This is a genomic window from Anaeromassilibacillus sp. Marseille-P3371, assembly GCF_900169665.1.
Classification (GTDB): domain Bacteria; phylum Bacillota; class Clostridia; order Oscillospirales; family Acutalibacteraceae; genus Anaeromassilibacillus.
The window spans coordinates 2,667,171-2,685,404 of record NZ_LT835157.1 but is presented as its reverse complement, the minus strand read 5'-3'; the positions used below and the strand labels follow the sequence as shown (position 1 = coordinate 2,685,404).

Here is an 18,234-nt window from a genome sequence, read left to right as displayed (position 1 = left end):
ATGCAGTACACCAGTCATTATGGTTCCCCCATTGGCAATATTCTTTTAGCCGCAGATGATATTGGCTTAACTGGATTATGGTTTGAGGGGCAGAAATATTTTGCCCTTTATCTGGACAAAGAGCATGAGGAAAAAGAAATTTCCCTTTTTGAAAAAGTAAAACATTGGCTTGACATTTACTTTTCGGGGAAAGAGCCGGACTTTACTGTGCCGCTTCATTTCACAGGCACAGACTTTCAGAATGAGGTATGGAAAATCCTCTGTACCATTCCATACGGCCAGACTATGACATACGGCGAAATTGCAAAGCAGATCGCCGCAAAGAGAGGTCTGCCGCGTATGTCAGCACAGGCCGTAGGTGGCGCGGTAGGTCATAATGAAATCTCAATCATTGTTCCCTGTCATCGTGTCGTAGGCACAAACGGAAGCCTAACAGGTTACGCCGGGGGAATAGATAAAAAGATAAAATTGTTGCAGTTGGAAAAGGCAGATATGGAATCCCTTTTCACGCCAAAGAAAGGAACCGCTTTATGAAACCAGAGAACATAGAAAAAATTAATCGCTCCTTTGAACTACAAGCCCCGAACTTTGAGAGCAAATCCGTCAATTTCACAAAGGAGGAATATTTGAATTACACGATTTCCTGCGTTGCGCCATGCAGGGAAAACACGCTTTTGGAAGTAGCTGCCGGGACTTGTGCCTGCGGCCGTTCCTTTGCGCCATTAGTACAGACAGTCGTATGTCTGGACGCAACGGTTCCCATGTTGCAGATTGGACATCAGGAAGCCGACAAAGAACATTTAGGCAATATAGTTTTTGTGAAAGGATATGCGGAGGAACTTCCTTTTCTGGACAATAGCTTTGATATTGTATTTTCACGCCTTGCTTTCCACCACTTTACAGATGTAACCGCTGTTTTTTCTGAAATGGTTCGGGTACTAAAACCCGGCGGCAAGTTGGTAATGATAGATATGGAAGCCGCTGATGAAGTGCTGCGGAAAACAGAAGATGAAATTGAAACTCAGCGCGACCCGTCCCATGTAAAAAATCTAAGCAAGACAGAAATGCTAAGCCTGTTTGAAACACATGGCCTTGCCATAGAAAAATGCGAAACAACGGAAATGCCGCAGCGTTTGGAAAACTGGCTTGCCCTTACGAGGACACCAGACTTAATTCGTGAAAAAATCAGACAGCGTATGCGGGCAGATGTAACTGGTAATGACAAAACCGGCTTTTCTCCATATCTCAAAAACAATGACATCTTTTTTAATCAAAAATGGGTGTTGATAATTGGCAAAAAACAATAGATGCACTTCCGTCAAAATTATAGTTATAGTAAAAATAAAGGGTTTGGGACACTCCCAAAATAGAAAAATGGCACTTCGGCAGACAGCCCGGAGCGCCATTTTTCCGGTGTGTGGCCACACCGGATGTGCTTGCTAATCAGCAAGTCACTCCGGTATCGCAAGCACCGTTTTTCTGCAAGTGTACATACACTTGCTGTGCTTGCTGTTCTCTCGAATCCCAGTCCAAAGCCTATGCCTTCGTAAATTTTGCGCGGACACGAACACTTTTTTCGTTTGGAACCTTGACTCGAACGCCTGTTCCTGATATACTGAAATCAACCAAATAAAGTAGCTGTGCTGTGGAGCCGCTGACGAAGCGAAGTCTTCCTAATGCCGCATGAACGCAGAAATCCGCGTGGATTTCTGTGTAGTCGGTATGGGAAGATTTTTTACCGTCATGCGGCTCTTTTCTTTTCCTCCGTCCGCCCTCCCTGCCAGCGGGAAGGAGCGTGCCATGTAATCAGAATTAGAACCAGTCGAAGCCTTTTGGCAAAGGGCGGCCTTGCCGCCTTGGTTACTCACCTGCACGGCAGAACGCCGCTGTCAAGGACGCGCAGCGAGGCGAAGCCGGTTCCTTGACTGCGGCGGGCTGCTGTGCCACACACGGCGAATACGGAGGAATTGCGAATATGAAAACTCAGAAGAAACAGAACATGGATGTTTTACGGCTCTGCCCCAAAAGATTGCCGGTCCCCGACCATGCGGATATGGTCACGGAGGATGGGACCATCTACCATGTCCAGAGCTTTTTTGTGGGGAATGCGGAGATGTGCGATCTGCTGGACGCTCTCACGATTGAAGCGATAGAACGGGTGAAGTGAATCCCGGCACTTTGCCCAGTGGAATCATCAGCGCCGCAGTGGTATAATACAATCAGGATTTCTGATTGTGATACGCACTGCATTTCGGGAGGTTAAAGAAGAAAATGCAGGAACAATACAGTGTTGGAATCTACGCCAGACTGAGCCGGGACGATGAGCGCGCCGGTGAGTCTGTGTCAATCGAAAATCAGAAGGAAATGCTCGCCCGGTATGTGCGGGAACAGGGCTGGACGCTCTACGATTACTACTGCGACGATGGGGTTTCGGGTACGACCTTCGACCGTCCGGGGTTCAACCGGCTGGTACAGGACGCGACCGACCGCAAGATCAATTTGGTACTAACCAAAGACCTAAGTAGGCTCGGTCGTGATTATATCGAAGCGGGCAAATATACAGACTTCATTTTTCCGTCCCTCGGATGCCGGTTCATTGCGCTCAACGATGGGGTAGACACCATCCGCAAGAACAATGAGATGCTGGTCATTCTGAAAAATGTCATGAACGACCTCTATGCGCGGGACACCAGCAACAAGATCAAGGCGGTGAAGCTGTCCACCTTCAAGGCAGGGAAATATGTGGGTTGCTATGCGCCCCTCGGCTACCGGAAGAGCGCGGCGGACAAGCACATTTTGGAGATCGACCCGGTAACAGCCCCGGTGGTGCGGCGTATCTTCGATCTGCGTTTGCAGGGCAACGGTTTCCGAAAAATCGCTCTGATCCTCAACGCCGAAAAAGTCCCCTCGCCCAGAACCTTCTACTACATGGCGGAAGGGCGGGAAAACCGCCGGGGCGAGACGGAGTGCTGGAACGATGTGACGGTGAAAACCATCCTCCGCAACGAGGTGTATCTCGGCCACATGGTACAGAACAAGACGGGCACGGTCTCCTACAAAAACCACAAGCAGGTCAGCAAGCCGGAGAGCGAGTGGATCAGGGTGGAGAACACCCACGAGCCGCTGATCTCGCAGGATGTATGGGACGCGGTACAGCGGATGGACAACCATCCGTCCAGAGGGCGCAGCGGCAAGAGCGGAACCGTTTCGCTGTTCGCCGGTCTGCTGCGGTGCATGGACTGCGGAGCCTCCATGCGGGTATATGCGGGACTACCGGAAGAAAACCAGCGGCAAGGAGCCGGAGTACAAGGCGTATGTCTGCAACCGGTACGCTTCGGGCGGCAAAGACGCCTGTTCTTCCCACTACATCAACCAGAAAGCGCTGGCTCATGTGGTGCTGGTGGACATCCGCAGCAAGTCCATGTGGGCGCAGTTTGGCCGGGCTGAGATTCGGGAAAAACTTCTGGCGCAGAAGGAGTCCGCTGGCCGTGAGAGAGTCAGGACGCTCCAAGCAGAGCTGAGCGCCATCGACCGGCGGCTGCCGGAGCTTGACCGTCTGGTGCAGTCCGCCTACGAGGACAAGGTGCTGGGGAAAATCCCGGAAAACCTCTGCGTTCAGCTTTTGAACGGCTACGAGGCCGAACGCAAGGCCAAGCAGGAGCGCCGCCGGGAGCTGACGGAGCAGCTTGCCGCCAGCAAAGAGAACGAGCAATCCGTGGACGCATGGCTGGACATGGTGCAGGATTATTACAATCTGGAAGAGCTTGACCGGCCTACGCTGGTGCGGCTCATCCAGAAAATCGAGGTCGGCGAAAAGCGCATGGTAGACGGCCACGAAGAACGGGACTTCAATATCTACTACAATTTCATCGGGCATATCGACCTGTGAGCTTGTCATGCTTTATGCGAAGTGAACTAACGACTTTTATGCACGAGATACAAGCAAAAAAATTCGCGCGGTCATGCGGTCAAAGGGTAATGCAGGGGAACACCTCTGTACCAATCCGCCCTATGGGTACAGGAAAGACCCGGCAGACAAAAAGAAATGGATTGTGGACGAGGAAGCCGCCGAGGTGGTAAAGAGGATTTTTGACTTGTGCATTGCAGGAAAAGGACCAATGCAGATAGCAAAGACACTGACGGCGGATAAGGTTTTAACAGTCAAAGCCTACTATGCAAAGCGTGACGGAAAGGCTATGCCGGATAATCTCTATCGGTGGGATTTCAAAACCATTGTGGGGATTTTGGAACACCCGGAATATACAGGGTGTACGGTCAATTTCAAGACATATTCCAAATCTCACAAGCTGAAAAAGCGTCTGCAAAACGCTCCCGAAAATCAACGGATTTTCCTAAATACCCAACCTGCGATTATCGAAGAACAGGTATTTGAGAGGGTGCAGGAATTAAGGGCAAACAAACGCCGGCCTACAAAGACAGGACGGCAAGGCTTATTCTCCGGCTTGCTCTATTGTGCTGACTGTGGCGAAAAGCTTTACTTCTGCACAACAAACAGCTTCACGCCAAAACAAGAGCATTATGTCTGCTCCAACTACAAGAGCAATACGGGTACTTGTTCCGCGCATTTTATCAGAGAAGAAACCTTAAAGCTGTTCGTCCGGCAGAGGATTTTTGATGTAACAGCTATGTTCTTTGACGATATACAGAACTTCCAAAACATGGTCTATCAACAGAGATTTACGGAAACAGAAAAGGCAGTAAAGCGGCAGAAAAAAGAACTGGAACAGGCAAGGAAACGGATTACCGAACTTGACCGTATTTTCAAGCGGATTTACGAGGACGATATTAACGGCACAATCAGTCACGAGCGATTTTTGAAACTGTCCGCCGAGTATGAAGCGGAGCAAAAGGGACTGACAGAGTTTGTTAAGGCAGAGCAAGCCGCCGTTGATACTTACGAACAAGACCGGACTGACTTTGACAGCTTCGCCGCCGTTATCCGCAAGTATGTAGGAATACGGGAACTAACGCCTACTATCGTCAATGAGTTTGTAAAGAAAATTATTGTCCACGCACCAGACAAATCCAGCGGACACCGCAGACAGAAGATTGAAATTGTCTGGAACTTTATTGGGGAACTGGAACAGGACGAGAACAAGCAGACCATTGAACGGAAAAGAAAAGGCAGAACGGCATAGCCTTTTGACTATGCCGCCCTGCGGTAATACAATTACTTCCTTATGGGCGTGTGCCTTTATGGGGCCCTGTTTTTTACCTTACGCTATAAAAAATCCGCCTAAGTCTATTCTTTTATTATTTCCTCCATCTTCAGCCAATCCTCAAAGGACTTTCTGGAGATGCGGATCATGTTGCCGATGCGGATTGTCTTGAACGCTCCGGAGTTGGCGAGCTTATAGGCCGTAGTGCGGCCGATACCGAGAATGGCTGCGATGTCATTCACGGTGTATGTTCTGCTTTGGGGCGTCCCTTTTTCATTGGTGCTCATAAAATGATCCTCCCTTGCTAATAGCATTTTGAAATGGCCATGGAAGCCCTCTGTCACAAGGGGTTCCTGCTAATACCTTGCTAATACGACATTTGAAAAGCCGTTGTAAGGCAGCATATTTTAGGGGAATTTGTGCAAATTGACCTGCCTCCAGGCAACACAATTTGCGAAGAAACAACACAGGAAGATATGATATGAACAATTTACGAAATGGTACGCCGTACTCCTAAGCGCTGTATCAAAAATTCACTTCTAGGATGTAATTATGAATAGTTTTGTTCCGAACTGAAATTGTGAAGATAGAAAAAGATCTCAATAGGGCTTACATATAAAGTATCAAGAGTTCTTGAACTGCAATCCCGTCGAAAAAGTTTTCTTTCATGTACTTGTCCCTTTTTTAAGCCTGGTAGATGGTGATCTTCGTAGAAGCCCCTTTTCATTCGCTTTGATGATAGAAAATAACCTCTAAAGGGCTTATCCGCCAGAGATTGACGATCTCGTAGAAATTGCCGTCCAAGATCTAGCGCAGTTTATGGAGTGTACTCGTTATATTGGTTAGCCGCGTTTGCCTATCAGATATAGGCAAACGCATGTAATGATTATCTTGATCGTCTGCCTTGCTTGCCTATACCCCGGTATAGGCAAATGCGGCAACCCTGTCTTGATAATCTGCCTTACTTGCCTCTATAGGCAAATTCATCGAACTACCGTAATGGTTTGCTTTGTCCATAGTCAGTAGTTGGTACATGGTTCATTCTGAAGGAACTCCCATGTGTAAGAGTATATGTAGGTATTTTGAAGTACACGTGGTATTTTAGGGCTTATCAATAACATGCATACTTGTTTCCTCATAATAAATGTAATTTGCAGATCGATAGTATGTGGTACAAGGTCGTCCTATATGGGGGATGCAATCCCCATATAGAATACTTTCAGAACACTTTTCGTGAGGAGTATAACGGGTTCATCGTGAAAATAATTTTTGTTTATGAGAGCGATGGTCAATGTATAGAGGTCGATCGCCGTTTATCGTTGTTCTTTTATGAAGAATTTCTTTTTCCAGTAGAACGGGTCCGAGGATATGGATGTGCATGGATCGTTCCATTATGTTGGGGAAAACTTGGCCTGCTATAGAAGTTGGCAATCTTGTCGGTCATAGGGTCTTTCATAAGGAGAAAGCTTGCGGAATGCTCCATTTTATAGAGTGTAAGGACCTCCTTCTTCACTTACAAAAATCCGCCTGTTGTGATGAATTTCACAACAGGCGGACAGTATTTTTTCAGGTGTGAACGAAAAATTTCGTTTTAGATCACACGGACCTTAATGATATCCGGAAATTCTTCAATCTTTGCAGCATTTCCGTTGAGGTCGCCTGTGACATCCAAAAGGGTATAAGCGTAATCCTTACGGGATTTACTCTGCATATTCTCAATATTGATGCCGAACTCCGCAAGCTTACCGGCCAAAAGGCTGATCGTATTCGGGACATTGCGGTGAATGATACAAATACGGGAGAAAGCCGAATCACGCGGCATGGAAACATTTGGAAGGTTTACAGAGTGCAAGATGTTGCCGTTTTCGAGATAATCCTTGAGCTCGTCGGCTGCCATACGCGCACAATTGTCCTCGCTCTCCGGGGTGGATGCGCCCAGATGCGGAACAGCGACAACACCCTCTACACCCAACATCTCATCCGTCGGAAAATCCGTCACATAGGAAGCAACCTTTCCGTCTGCCAATGCTTTTAGGAGGTCAGCAGAATTTACCAGGTCACCGCGTGCAAAGTTTAGAATACGCACATGATCCTGCATCTTAGCAATACTTTCTGCGTTGATCATTTCTTTGGTGTCCGGCGTAAGCGGAACATGAACAGTGATATAATCGCAGTTTGCATAGATTTCATCCAATGTCTGCGCATGCTTGGTGGAGCGGGAAAGCCCCCACGCGGCATCAACACTCAAATACGGATCGTAGCCATAGACTTCCATGCCAAGGCTCTTAGCAGCGTTGGCCACCAGAATACCGATGGCGCCAAGGCCGATAACACCAAGGCGTTTTCCGCTGATTTCCGGTCCAACAAACTGGCTTTTTCCCTTTTCGACCAGTTTACCAACTTCTGCGCCCTTGCCCTTCAAGCTCTTTGCCCATTCAATACCGGAAACAATCTTACGGGAGGCGAGCAGCAACCCCGCGATAACCAGCTCCTTGACAGCGTTGGCATTGGCGCCCGGTGTATTAAAGACGCAGATTCCTGCTTCACTGCATTTGTCCAACGGAATATTGTTGACACCCGCGCCTGCGCGCGCAATTGCCAACAAGTTACTGGGCAGCTCCATCTCATGCATGGAAGCGGAACGAACTAGGATTGCCTCTGGATTTTCGACGTCTTCGCCGCAGATATAGTTTGCACCAAAACGGTCCAGGCCCACGGAGGAAATTTTATTTAAGCATTTCACATTGTACATGTTTATCACCTGTATCTTTCAAAAATAAAGGATCTTTCTAAATGCCATACTATGTAAGCAACAGGGCTTATGCGTTGGCTTCTTCAAACTTCTTCATAAATTCTACGAGCTTTTCGACGCCTTCCATCGGCATAGCATTGTAAATCGAAGCGCGCATTCCACCGACCGAACGATGGCCCTTTAGATTGACGAAACCAGCTGCCTCGGCCTCTTTGACAAACTTTGCGTTCAGTTCGTCGCTGTCTGTAACGAACGGGACGTTCATCAAAGAGCGGTCTTTCGGAACGACGGTTCCACGGAACATCTTGGAGTTGTCCAGATAATGATACAGAATACCCGCCTTTTTCTCATTGTATTTTTTCATTTCCTCAAGGCCGCCCATGGTGTTCTTGATCCAATCGAGTACGAGCATGCTGATATAGATTGCATAGCATGGCGGTGTATTAAACATAGAACCATTGTCCGCATGGGTCTGATAGTTAAACATGGTGGGAGTGATGTCCATCGCATGGCCGATCAGGTCCTCGCGGATAATGACAACCGTCAGACCGGCCGGTCCCATGTTCTTTTGAGCGCCTGCATACAATACGCCGAACTTGCTCACATCGATCGGTTCACTCAAAATGCAGGAGGAAATATCCGCTACCAGCGGGACCTCTCCCGTCTCCGGCAACTTTGTAAATTTGGTACCATAGATGGTGTTGTTCATGCAGATGTGGAAATAGTCCGCATCTTTGGTAAAGGTAGAAGGATCGAGCTCCGGTATATAGCAGAAGGTCTGATCCTTAGAAGAAGCCACAACATTCGCTTCACCGTAGCGGGCCGCTTCTTTATATGCCTTTGTAGCCCACTGGCCAGTAATCACAAAGTCGGCCTTGCCGCTTTTGGTCATCAAATTCATGGGAACCATTGCAAACTGGGAGGATGCACCACCCTGTAAGAACAAGACTTTGTAGTTGTCGGGAATATTCATGACTTCACGGAGCAGGCTTTCGGCAGAACCGATGATACCCTCATAGACCTTAGAACGATGGGACATTTCCATAACCGATTGGCCACTGCCCTGATAGTCCAACATTTCGTCCGCAGCGCGGCGAAGAACAGCTTCGGGCAGCATCGAGGGGCCCGCGGAAAAGTTATAAACGCGATTCATAATGGTGCAACCTCCTATAAATTACTGCTTCAGATGAGCAGACTATAATACTATTTATTATACCGATTTAGCGCACTGAAATCAATGGAGCGAAATTCATAAATTTATTGACGAATCAAAGAAAATTTCGTCTGATTTTTGGTGGGATAAAAGGGGCGAATCTGGTGACCTTTTGACAAAAAACTTGGTCAACCGAAAAAATTGATCGGATTGTACAAAATACAAATTTTATCAGAAAAATGTTGGTCAATATTGTTGCACTTTCCATTCTTTTCATGTACAATGAAGATAATTTTGGAATCTATAAGGACCCCAGACATGGGGCCATGCATAACCAAAAAGGAATAGGGGGTGATGAAACCGTATGGCACAGCAGACAATCGACATCGTACGGGAGACGGAACGAAAAGCAGAGCAGACCGAACGGGATGCAGCACAGCAGGCTGAGCAATTGTTACAGCAGGCCCGCAAAGATGCAGAACAGACGGTGGCACATATGGCTGCTGAGGCGGACAAGCAGGCCCGGAATTCCTTGCAGGCGGCGAGCAAGCAGGGAGAATCCCGTGTGGCGAAGGCTGCTCAAGAAGCCGAGCAAGAGATTGCGGCGCTGCGTGCGCATGCACAAAAAAAGGAAAAAGAGGCAATCGCCTGTGTGATTGCCGAACTCGTCGGATAGTAGCGAGTAAAAACCAATTCCGAAAGGAGGAATTGCACTTATGGCGGTATTGCAGATGCAGCGCATCAGCATATACGCTCTCAGGAAAAACCGAAAGCCCATTCTGGAATGGATACAGCGGTGCGGCGCGGTGGAGATCAACGACGTGTTGGAGGAAGACAGCGTATTCCGGCGGATCGATATGACCGCACAAAAAACACAGTTTGAAAAGAACATTGCCGCTTCAAAACAGGCATTGGATGTGCTCCACCAGTATATGCCCGAGAAAAAGTCCCTGTTTGCTTCGCTGGAAGGACGCAAGGAAATTCCGGCGGAACAGTACGATGCATTCCGGGAAAAAAGCGACAGTGTGCTCCATGTGGTACATCGTCTGAATGAACTCTCAAAGGATATTGCAGACAGCCAAGGGACGATCCAAAAATTGCAGACGCAAATAGAAGCCCTGAATCCCTGGGTGAATCTCGATGTCTCCATGAGAATCCAGGGGACAAAATGTACGGCTTCTTTTGTTGGGACGCTTCCAACAGCGTATACAGAACCTGTGTTGGAGGAGAACTTGGCTTTATTGGTACCCAAGGTCCCTCTTCATGTGGATGTGATCAGTACCTCTCAGGAGCAGACTTGCATCTTTTTGCTTTGTAACCGGAGGGATGCTCCTGCGGTGGAAGAAGCTTTGCGTACCTTGGGCTTTGCCAAACCTGCTTCGCCTTCAAAAACGCCCCCCGCAGAACGTATGCAAACGTTACAAGGGCGAATTGAGGAGCAGCAAAAAACCATGCAAGAGGCGGAAGAAGAGATCAAAAGTTATGCCCCGCAACGGGATGATCTCAAATTCATGGTGGATTACCTGACCATGCGTCAAGAGAAATATGAGGTGATTGGCCGCCTCATGCAGTCGCGGCGAACCTTTGTGCTCACCGGATATATCCCCCAAAGGGATGCGGGGAAGCTCGCCCAGGAACTGGAGCAGCGGTTTGGCGCGGCGGTGGAACTCGAAAATCCCTCGGAGGACGAGGATGTACCTGTACTCCTGAAGAATAACAAGTTTACAGAGCCAGTGGAGGGGGTTTTGGAATCCTTTAGCCTTCCTGGCAAAGGCGAGGTGGACCCCACCTCGGTCATGGCAGTCTTTTATTATTTTCTATTTGGCATGATGCTCTCCGATGCTGCCTATGGGCTGCTGATGGTGATTGGTTGCGGACTTGTGTTGCTCAAATTCAAGAATATGGAGGATGGGCTTCGCAAGACGCTGCGGATGTTTTTTTTCTGTGGGATTTCCACTACGGTCTGGGGATTCCTGTTTGGAAGTTTCTTTGGAGATGCCTTGGCAGTCGTCTCCCGGACCTTCTTTGGAAACGAAGTGGCGCTCCAGCCACTTTGGTTTGAGCCTCTCAAAGAACCGATGCGCATGCTGATGTTTGCGCTCTTGGTCGGTGTGATCCACTTGTTCACGGGTTTGGCTATGCAGCTTTACCAACTTTGCCGGCAAAAGAAGTACAAGGATGCTCTGTACGACGTGATATTCTGGTATATGCTGGTAGGCGGCGCAGTTGTGTTTATGTTGTCCAATCAGATGTTTGTAGACATCGCGCAACTCAGCTTTATTTTACCCGCTCAAGTGGGGAACGTAGCTGCAATTGTCGCAGGGATCGGTGCAGTTGGTATTATTTTTACATCGGGACGCGAATCTCGCAATCCGATCAAACGGCTGCTCAAGGGCCTTTACGGCCTTTATAACGTCACTGGCTATTTAAGCGATGTCCTGTCGTATTCCCGCCTGCTTGCCTTGGGACTTGCAACCAGCGTCATTGCAACGGTGATTAATCAGATGGGCAGTATGGGCGGCGGTGGAGTCGGTGGAGCGATTATGTTTATCCTGGTGTTTCTCGTTGGCCATACCATCAATCTGGGGATCAATTTATTGGGCGCTTATGTGCATACCAATCGTCTCCAGTTTGTGGAGTTCTTTGGAAAATTTTATGAGGGCGGCGGGCGTAAATTTGCGCCATTCGGCGTCCATACCAAATACTACAAAATCAGGGAGGAAAAATAATTATGGAAAACATGGGTATTGTACTTGCTTTGCTTGGCGCAGTTCTAGCGGCATTGTTGGCAGGCGCTGGTTCCGCAGTAGGCGTTGGCCGTGCGGGCGAGGCTGCCGCAGGCGTTGTAACAGAGGACCCGTCTAAATTCGGTAAGGTTTTGATTTTACAGCTGCTTCCCGGCACACAGGGCATTTACGGCCTGTTGATCGCGTTTATCACGCTTTCCCAGATCGGTATTCTGGGCGGTAATTATGAAATGTCTCTGGCAAAGGGATTTCTGTATTTTCTGGCCTGCCTGCCGATGGCGATTGTCGGCTATTGGTCGGCTCTGAAACAGAGCCGTGCGTCGGTCGCCTGCATCGGTCTGGTTGCGAAGCGCCCCGATCAGCTCGGCAAGGCCATCATCTTCCCCGCCATGGTCGAAACCTACGCCATCCTTGCGCTTCTGGTTTCCATCCTGGCGATTACAGGCATCGGCGGTCTGCCGGTATGATCCGCCCCCGCCAAAATATGATATGGAAAAGGAGCGCTGCGCATGACTGGATTGGAACAAATCATTAAACAGATTGAAGACGACGCGGCGGCCTCCGCGGCCTCTATCCGCAGGGACGCGGAGGAGAAAGCGGCGCAAATTGCACAGGAGGCACGGTCGCGCGGTGAAGCGCGCGCGCAGGAAATTGCAGAACAGGCAAAGGAAAAGGTGAAAGACCTGCAAAGCCGGACAGAGTCCGCGGCAGCTCTGCAAAAACGGCAGAGCATCCTTGCGGCCAAGCAGCAGATTATTCGGGAGTTGATGGACAAAAGCTTGCGGGCGATGGATGCGCTTGCGCCTGCGGATTATTTTGCCAATATACAAAAATTAGTCCATAAGTACGCGCTAGCCCAGAACGGCGAGATCTTTTTCTCACAAAGGGATCTGGATCGCCTGCCCAAAGGGTTTGAACAAGAACTTGCGCAGGCCGTCCCGGCCGGAGGCAGCTTAAAAATATCCCGCGAGCCGCGGAACATGGAAGGCGGCTTTGTGCTGGTGTATGGCGGCGTGGAGCAAAACTGCTCTTTCGCGGCGCTATTCGACGCCGCAAGAGACAGCTTGCAGGATAAACTGCATGCGCTGCTCTTTGCGGGAGGATACTGATATGGCGGAAAAACAATACACCTATGCAGTCGCCCGCATCCGCACGAAAGAGCTCAGTCTTTTGAAAAGTGCTTTCCTAGAACAGTTGCTGGCAGCGAAAAGCTATGCAGAATGCATCCAGCTTTTGTCAGAAAAAGGTTGGGGAGACGGGACGGCAACGGACGCGGAACAAATCCTCAAAGGGGAACAGGAAAAAACCTGGGCCCTGATGGAGGAATTGGTGGACGATGTATCGGTCTTTGACGTGTTCCTCTATGCAAACGACTACCACAATCTAAAGGCCGCGATCAAAATGGTGTATCTGGATACAGAACGGCGCGAGGCATTTTTCTCACATGGGACTGTACAGCCGGAAACCATGCTGAAGGCGCTTCGCGAACAGGATTATTCCCTGTTACCAGAGGCAATGCGGGCCCCTGCAAAAGAGGCGTTTGATCTCTTGTTGCATACACGTGACGGCCAGCTTTGCGACGTCATAGTCGATCGCGCGGCCTTGGATGCAATCTATGCAGCCGGAAAAGCAGCGGATCACCCGATCATTCGGGAATATGCGGAGCTAACCGTAGCCGCTGCAGACATCAAAATTGCGGTTCGCGCACAAAAAACCGGAAAGTCCTTGGATTTTCTCAAGCGCGCGTTGGCCCCTTGCGATTCCCTCGATGTCGAGCAGCTTGCGAAAGCTTCCCTCGAGGGGCAAGATGCGGTCTACAGCTATCTGCAAAGGACGGCCTATGCGGATGCGGTGCCGGCGCTGCAAGAATCGCCTTCTGCGTTTGAGCGCTGGTGTGACAACCTGATTATACGGGATATTCGTCCACAACAGTACAACCCCTTTACCATTGGACCGCTGGCCGCGTATATCCTGGCGAGGGAGAACGAGGTAAAAACAGTGCGCATCATTCTTTCCGGAAAATGGAACCATCTGCGGGAAGAAGCGGTGCGCGATCGTATGCGGGAAATGTACCGCAATGTTTAGGGGGGAGTGCCATGTATAAAATTGCAGTGATGGGAGATCGGGACAGCATCTATGGCTTTGCGGCCTTGGGGCTGGACACCTATCCCGTGACCGACCCAATCGAAGCGGCCCGGAAGCTGCGGGGATTGGCGGAGCAGGAATACGCGGTGGTCTATATCACCGAGGCGCTGGCAGAGACCCTTGAGGCGGAGATTGACCGTTACCGGGAGCAGATGCTGCCCGCAATTATTTTGATTCCGGGAGCGTCTGGCAATACCGGAAAGGGCGTCGCTGCAGTGAAGAAGAGTGTGGAACAGGCGGTCGGCTCCGACATTATCTTTAATAATTAATTTTATGAATCGGATAGATTTCCGGAACTCTGGGAGGGCGCAGCAGTGCTTTCCCGCAGAAAGGAACGATCAGAACAATGAGCAAAGGAACCATAAAAAAGGTTGCCGGCCCGCTGGTCATCGCTGAAGGAATGCGAGACGCGAATATGTTTGACGTGGTGCGCGTCAGCGAACAACGCCTGATCGGCGAGATCATCGAGATTCACGGCGACCAGGCTTCCGTCCAGGTCTACGAGGAGACCTCCGGACTTGGCCCGGGCGAACCGGTGGAATCCACCGGCGCGCCTCTCTCCGTGGAGTTAGGTCCCGGCCTGATCGGAAGCATCTTCGATGGAATCCAGCGTCCGCTGGAGGAGATCATGAAGGTCTCAGGCAACAACCTGCAGCGCGGTGTGGAAATCCCCGCGCTGGATCATCAGAAAAAATGGCATTTTCAGCCGCTGAAAAAGGCGGGCGATTCCGTCACGGGCGGCGATATCATCGGTACAGTCCAGGAGACGCCGATTGTGGTCCACAAAATTCTGGTGCCCAACGGATTGATGGGGACATTGCGCTCGATCAAGGAGGGCGATTATAACATCGACGAGACCGTTGCGGTGGTGGATACACCAAACGGCTCCAGCCAGAATCTGACCTTGCTGCAAAAATGGCCGGTGCGTGTCGGCAGGCCATACAAGCAGAAGTTGTCCCCGGATATGCCGCTTGTCACAGGGCAGCGTGTCATCGATACGCTGTTTCCCATTGCAAAAGGTGGTGTAGCAGCGGTTCCGGGACCGTTCGGCAGTGGAAAAACCGTCGTACAGCACCAGCTGGCCAAGTGGGCAGAAGCGGATATCGTTGTCTATATTGGTTGCGGCGAACGCGGCAACGAGATGACGGACGTTTTGAACGAATTCCCGGAATTGAAGGACCCAAAGACGGGTTTCTCCCTGATGGAGCGCACTGTCTTAATCGCCAATACCTCCGACATGCCGGTTGCGGCACGTGAAGCGTCCATCTATACGGGGATCACCATCGCGGAGTATTTCCGCGATATGGGCTATTCCGTCGCCCTGATGGCGGACTCGACCTCCCGTTGGGCGGAGGCGTTGCGCGAAATGTCCGGACGACTGGAAGAGATGCCCGGCGAAGAGGGCTATCCCGCGTACTTGGGCAGCCGTCTGGCGCAGTTCTACGAGCGTGCGGGCCGTGTGGTAACCATTGGCAGCGAAGGGCGTGAAGGCGCGCTGTCTGTCATTGGCGCTGTTTCTCCCCCGGGCGGCGATATTTCCGAACCGGTTTCGCAGGCAACCCTACGCATCGTCAAGGTATTTTGGAGCCTGGATTCGGATCTTGCCTACAAACGTCATTTCCCAGCGGTCAACTGGTTGACCAGTTATTCCCTGTATGTCGACACCATGGAGAAATGGTTTAATGAACACGTAAATGCAGATTGGATGAACCTGCGTGCGCGTTTGATGCGTCTCTTGCAGGAGGAAGCAGAATTGAACGAGATTGTTCAGCTGGTCGGTATGGATGCCCTTTCGGCGCCGGACCGCTTGAAACTCGAAGCATCCCGTTCCATTCGTGAGGATTTCCTGCATCAGGATGCTTTCCATGAAGTGGACACCTATACGCCGTTGCAAAAGCAATACACGATGATGCAACTGGTATTGGACTATTACGACAAAGCGGTGGAGGCCCTGGGCAAGGGGGCGTCCATCGATGATTTGGTAAAGCTGCCTGTGCGTGAACGCATCGGCCGTTTCAAGTATATCCAGGAACAGGATATGCGGGCCGAATATGAGGCAATTTTGAAAGCGCTTTCCAAACAGATTGAAGAGCTTTCGCAAAAGGAGGACTTCTAAATGCCAAAGGAATACCGAACCATACAGGAAGTTGCGGGTCCTCTGATGTTGGTGCGCGGCGTGGAAGGCGTGACCTATAACGAGCTGGGGGAGATCGAGCTGTTCAGCGGGGAGAAACGCCGCTGCAAAGTATTGGAGATCGACGGCGGCAACGCATTGGTTCAGCTTTTTGAGAGCTCCACCGGTATCAACCTGAGCAACAGCAAGGTGCGCTTTTTGGGGCGCAGCATGGAGTTGGGCGTCTCAGAGGATATGCTCAGCCGCGTGTTCGACGGTCTTGGCCGTCCGATCGACGGGGGGCCGGAGATCCTCCCGGACAAGCGTATGGACATCAATGGATTGCCGATGAACCCCGCGGCGCGCAATTATCCGCAGGAATTTATCCAAACGGGTATATCTGCAATTGATGGCCTGAACACGTTGGTGCGCGGTCAGAAACTGCCGATCTTTTCCGCCAGCGGCTTACCGCATGCAAATTTGGCGGCGCAGATTGCCCGCCAGGCAAAGGTGCGCGGCACGAATGAACCGTTTGCGGTCGTATTTGCCGCCATGGGTATCACATTCGAGGAATCCAACTTCTTTATTCAGAGCTTTAAAGAGACTGGCGCCATCGACCGTACGGTGATGTTCGTCAACTTAGCGAATGATCCAGCGGTCGAGCGAATTGCAACGCCTCGTATGGCATTGACCGCCGCCGAGTATCTTGCCTTTGAAAAGAACATGCACGTACTGGTCATCTTGACCGACATCACGAACTATGCCGATGCCCTGCGCGAGGTCTCCGCTGCACGCAAAGAGGTGCCCGGACGCCGTGGGTATCCAGGTTATATGTATACGGACCTTGCGTCCCTGTATGAGCGTGCTGGACGGCAAAAGGGCAAAAATGGAAGCATCACAATGATTCCGATTCTGACCATGCCTGAGGACGACAAGACCCACCCGATCCCCGACCTGACAGGCTATATTACAGAAGGGCAGATCATTTTAAGCCGTGAATTGTACCGCAAGGGCGTCACGCCGCCGATTGATGTACTGCCTTCCCTGTCCCGTTTGAAGGATAAGGGAATCGGAGAGGGAAAAACCCGCGCCGACCACGCCAATACGATGAACCAGCTCTTTGCAGCCTATGCGCGCGGTAAGGAAGCCAAGGAATTGATGACGGTTCTCGGCGAGGCAGCTCTGACGGATATGGATAAGCTGTATGCGCAATTTGCAGATGAATTTGAGCGGGAATATGTTTCCCAGGGATACAATGCAAACCGCGATATTGAAGAGACGTTAGAAATCGGTTGGAAACTGCTCTCCATACTACCGCGCAGTGAATTGAAGCGTATCAAAGATGCCTTCCTGGATGAATATTACGATAAAGCAAAGGCGCAGCGCGAACGGGAAGCGTAACCCGCTGCGTTGCCTCACGGAAAGGGGGAGACATCTTTGGCGGTAACCCATGTAAACCCGACGCGAATGGAATTGACGCGCCTGAAGAAAAAACTTGTGACTGCCACACGGGGGCACAAGCTTCTGAAGGATAAGCGCGACGAGCTGATGCGCCAATTTTTGGATTTGGTTCGGGAGAATAAGGCCCTGCGCGAAAAGGTAGAGGCTGGTATCGCGGCAGCCAATCAGAATTTTGTTCTGGCGCGAGCGGGTATGCAGGACCCGGTGCTCGATGTGGCGTTGATGACGCCGAAGCAGGAAGTCTTTTTGGAGTGTAGCGCGCGCAACGTGATGAGTGTGGACATTCCGGTTTTCACCTATAAGACCCGTACTTCGGATGCAAACGATATTTATTCCTACGGCTTTGCATTTACGTCCAGCGATTTGGATGCGGCGGTGAAGTCTTTGGCAGATGTCCTGCCGGACATGCTGCGTCTGGCTGAGATTGAGAAGTCGTGTCAGCTGATGGCGGCTGAGATCGAAAAGACGCGCAGGCGGGTCAACGCACTGGAACATGTGATGATTCCGCAGATGCAGGCGAATATCAAATATATTACCATGAAGCTCGATGAAAACGAGCGCAGCACGCAGATTCGCCTGATGAAGGTTAAGGACATGATGCTGGAAGAGGCGCATCATTACAGCGAGCATATCCCGGAACCAGCTTGATGGAAATGAATCACAGAGAAAAAGAGGATGCAATA

The 18,234-nt window shown here is 50.4% G+C and carries 17 protein-coding genes and 1 pseudogene; 15 read left to right on the top strand and 3 right to left on the bottom strand.

The features are described from left to right. The 6 genes and pseudogenes from B9Y59_RS11055 to B9Y59_RS11030 all read left to right on the top strand — a co-directional run. Nucleotides 1-534 carry a methylated-DNA--[protein]-cysteine S-methyltransferase gene (locus B9Y59_RS11055; RefSeq protein WP_085533486.1) on the top strand — a complete coding sequence of 178 codons (534 nt, stop codon included), beginning with the start codon at nucleotides 1-3 and terminating at the stop codon, nucleotides 532-534. After that, nucleotides 531-1,307 (top strand): class I SAM-dependent methyltransferase, encoded by a 777-nt coding sequence (locus tag B9Y59_RS11050; RefSeq protein ID WP_085533483.1) that lies wholly within the window; start codon nucleotides 531-533, stop codon nucleotides 1,305-1,307. The genes B9Y59_RS11055 and B9Y59_RS11050 overlap by 4 nt, the downstream gene beginning before the upstream one ends. Nucleotides 1,308-1,975: 668 nt before the next feature. Then, complete coding sequence (locus B9Y59_RS11045) at nucleotides 1,976-2,167, top strand: hypothetical protein (protein ID WP_085533481.1); 192 nt, start codon at nucleotides 1,976-1,978, stop codon at nucleotides 2,165-2,167. Between the two features lie 104 nt (nucleotides 2,168-2,271). Further along, complete coding sequence (locus B9Y59_RS11040) at nucleotides 2,272-3,447, top strand: recombinase family protein (RefSeq protein WP_085533479.1); 1,176 nt, start codon at nucleotides 2,272-2,274, stop codon at nucleotides 3,445-3,447. Continuing rightward, nucleotides 3,401-3,889: a DUF4368 domain-containing protein gene (locus tag B9Y59_RS11035; RefSeq protein ID WP_242967296.1), complete on the top strand. Its 489-nt coding sequence runs from the start codon at nucleotides 3,401-3,403 to the stop codon at nucleotides 3,887-3,889. Before B9Y59_RS11040 ends, B9Y59_RS11035 begins: the two co-directional genes overlap by 47 nt. A gap of 28 nt (nucleotides 3,890-3,917) precedes the next feature. After that, nucleotides 3,918-5,159: pseudogene (locus B9Y59_RS11030) on the top strand (DUF4368 domain-containing protein); the annotation flags it as partial. A gap of 104 nt (nucleotides 5,160-5,263) precedes the next feature. Here B9Y59_RS11030 and B9Y59_RS11025 read toward each other — a convergent pair. From B9Y59_RS11025 to serC, 3 genes are all read right to left on the bottom strand, one after another. Further along, complete coding sequence (locus B9Y59_RS11025) at nucleotides 5,264-5,467, bottom strand: helix-turn-helix domain-containing protein (RefSeq protein WP_016316988.1); 204 nt, start codon at nucleotides 5,465-5,467, stop codon at nucleotides 5,264-5,266. A 1,304-nt stretch (nucleotides 5,468-6,771) separates the two neighbouring features. Further along, on the bottom strand, nucleotides 6,772-7,932 hold the full coding sequence (locus B9Y59_RS11015) for a 3-phosphoglycerate dehydrogenase family protein (RefSeq protein WP_085533473.1): 1,161 nt from the start codon (nucleotides 7,930-7,932) through the stop codon (nucleotides 6,772-6,774). 67 nt (nucleotides 7,933-7,999) lie between these two features. Next, nucleotides 8,000-9,085, bottom strand: coding sequence for a 3-phosphoserine/phosphohydroxythreonine transaminase (serC, locus tag B9Y59_RS11010; RefSeq protein WP_085533471.1), 1,086 nt, complete (start codon nucleotides 9,083-9,085; stop codon nucleotides 8,000-8,002). Nucleotides 9,086-9,449: 364 nt separating this feature from the next. Between serC and B9Y59_RS11005 the strand changes: the two genes are divergently transcribed. From B9Y59_RS11005 to B9Y59_RS10965, 9 genes are all read left to right on the top strand, one after another. After that, nucleotides 9,450-9,761 carry a hypothetical protein gene (locus tag B9Y59_RS11005; RefSeq protein ID WP_085533469.1) on the top strand — a complete coding sequence of 104 codons (312 nt, stop codon included), beginning with the start codon at nucleotides 9,450-9,452 and terminating at the stop codon, nucleotides 9,759-9,761. 40 nt (nucleotides 9,762-9,801) lie between these two features. Next, a complete protein-coding gene (locus tag B9Y59_RS11000; RefSeq protein ID WP_085533466.1) occupies nucleotides 9,802-11,814 on the top strand; it encodes a V-type ATP synthase subunit I in 2,013 nt (670 codons plus the stop codon). 2 nt (nucleotides 11,815-11,816) lie between these two features. After that, nucleotides 11,817-12,299 carry a V-type ATP synthase subunit K gene (locus B9Y59_RS10995; RefSeq protein ID WP_054324049.1) on the top strand — a complete coding sequence of 161 codons (483 nt, stop codon included), beginning with the start codon at nucleotides 11,817-11,819 and terminating at the stop codon, nucleotides 12,297-12,299. A 42-nt stretch (nucleotides 12,300-12,341) separates the two neighbouring features. Continuing rightward, the gene (locus tag B9Y59_RS10990; protein ID WP_085533464.1) at nucleotides 12,342-12,941 is read left to right on the top strand and encodes a V-type ATP synthase subunit E; all 600 of its coding nucleotides are present in this window, start codon (nucleotides 12,342-12,344) and stop codon (nucleotides 12,939-12,941) included. A 1-nt stretch (nucleotide 12,942) separates the two neighbouring features. After that, nucleotides 12,943-13,917, top strand: coding sequence for a V0D/AC39 family V-type ATPase subunit (locus B9Y59_RS10985; protein WP_085533462.1), 975 nt, complete (start codon nucleotides 12,943-12,945; stop codon nucleotides 13,915-13,917). 11 nt (nucleotides 13,918-13,928) lie between these two features. Continuing rightward, the gene (locus B9Y59_RS10980; protein WP_054324051.1) at nucleotides 13,929-14,246 is read left to right on the top strand and encodes a V-type ATP synthase subunit F; all 318 of its coding nucleotides are present in this window, start codon (nucleotides 13,929-13,931) and stop codon (nucleotides 14,244-14,246) included. 77 nt (nucleotides 14,247-14,323) lie between these two features. After that, nucleotides 14,324-16,093, top strand: coding sequence for a V-type ATP synthase subunit A (locus B9Y59_RS10975; RefSeq protein ID WP_085533459.1), 1,770 nt, complete (start codon nucleotides 14,324-14,326; stop codon nucleotides 16,091-16,093). Then, the gene (locus B9Y59_RS10970; RefSeq protein WP_085533457.1) at nucleotides 16,094-17,491 is read left to right on the top strand and encodes a V-type ATP synthase subunit B; all 1,398 of its coding nucleotides are present in this window, start codon (nucleotides 16,094-16,096) and stop codon (nucleotides 17,489-17,491) included. 36 nt (nucleotides 17,492-17,527) lie between these two features. Next, nucleotides 17,528-18,199 carry a V-type ATP synthase subunit D gene (locus B9Y59_RS10965; RefSeq protein WP_085533455.1) on the top strand — a complete coding sequence of 224 codons (672 nt, stop codon included), beginning with the start codon at nucleotides 17,528-17,530 and terminating at the stop codon, nucleotides 18,197-18,199. Nucleotides 18,200-18,234: the final 35 nt, after the last annotated feature.

Excerpts from the sequence above, each read along its gene's own strand:
- B9Y59_RS11055 (WP_085533486.1), top strand. The coding sequence starts at position 1 with ATGCAGTACACCAGTCATTATGGTTCCCCCATTGGCAATATTCTTTTA.
- B9Y59_RS11050 (WP_085533483.1), top strand. The coding sequence starts at position 531 with ATGAAACCAGAGAACATAGAAAAAATTAATCGCTCCTTTGAACTACAA.
- B9Y59_RS11045 (WP_085533481.1), top strand. The coding sequence starts at position 1,976 with ATGAAAACTCAGAAGAAACAGAACATGGATGTTTTACGGCTCTGCCCC.
- B9Y59_RS11040 (WP_085533479.1), top strand. The coding sequence starts at position 2,272 with ATGCAGGAACAATACAGTGTTGGAATCTACGCCAGACTGAGCCGGGAC.
- B9Y59_RS11025 (WP_016316988.1), bottom strand. The coding sequence starts at position 5,467 with ATGAGCACCAATGAAAAAGGGACGCCCCAAAGCAGAACATACACCGTG.
- B9Y59_RS11015 (WP_085533473.1), bottom strand. The coding sequence starts at position 7,932 with ATGTACAATGTGAAATGCTTAAATAAAATTTCCTCCGTGGGCCTGGAC.
- serC (WP_085533471.1), bottom strand. The coding sequence starts at position 9,085 with ATGAATCGCGTTTATAACTTTTCCGCGGGCCCCTCGATGCTGCCCGAA.
- B9Y59_RS11005 (WP_085533469.1), top strand. The coding sequence starts at position 9,450 with ATGGCACAGCAGACAATCGACATCGTACGGGAGACGGAACGAAAAGCA.
- B9Y59_RS11000 (WP_085533466.1), top strand. The coding sequence starts at position 9,802 with ATGGCGGTATTGCAGATGCAGCGCATCAGCATATACGCTCTCAGGAAA.
- B9Y59_RS10995 (WP_054324049.1), top strand. The coding sequence starts at position 11,817 with ATGGAAAACATGGGTATTGTACTTGCTTTGCTTGGCGCAGTTCTAGCG.
- B9Y59_RS10990 (WP_085533464.1), top strand. The coding sequence starts at position 12,342 with ATGACTGGATTGGAACAAATCATTAAACAGATTGAAGACGACGCGGCG.
- B9Y59_RS10985 (WP_085533462.1), top strand. The coding sequence starts at position 12,943 with ATGGCGGAAAAACAATACACCTATGCAGTCGCCCGCATCCGCACGAAA.
- B9Y59_RS10980 (WP_054324051.1), top strand. The coding sequence starts at position 13,929 with ATGTATAAAATTGCAGTGATGGGAGATCGGGACAGCATCTATGGCTTT.
- B9Y59_RS10975 (WP_085533459.1), top strand. The coding sequence starts at position 14,324 with ATGAGCAAAGGAACCATAAAAAAGGTTGCCGGCCCGCTGGTCATCGCT.
- B9Y59_RS10970 (WP_085533457.1), top strand. The coding sequence starts at position 16,094 with ATGCCAAAGGAATACCGAACCATACAGGAAGTTGCGGGTCCTCTGATG.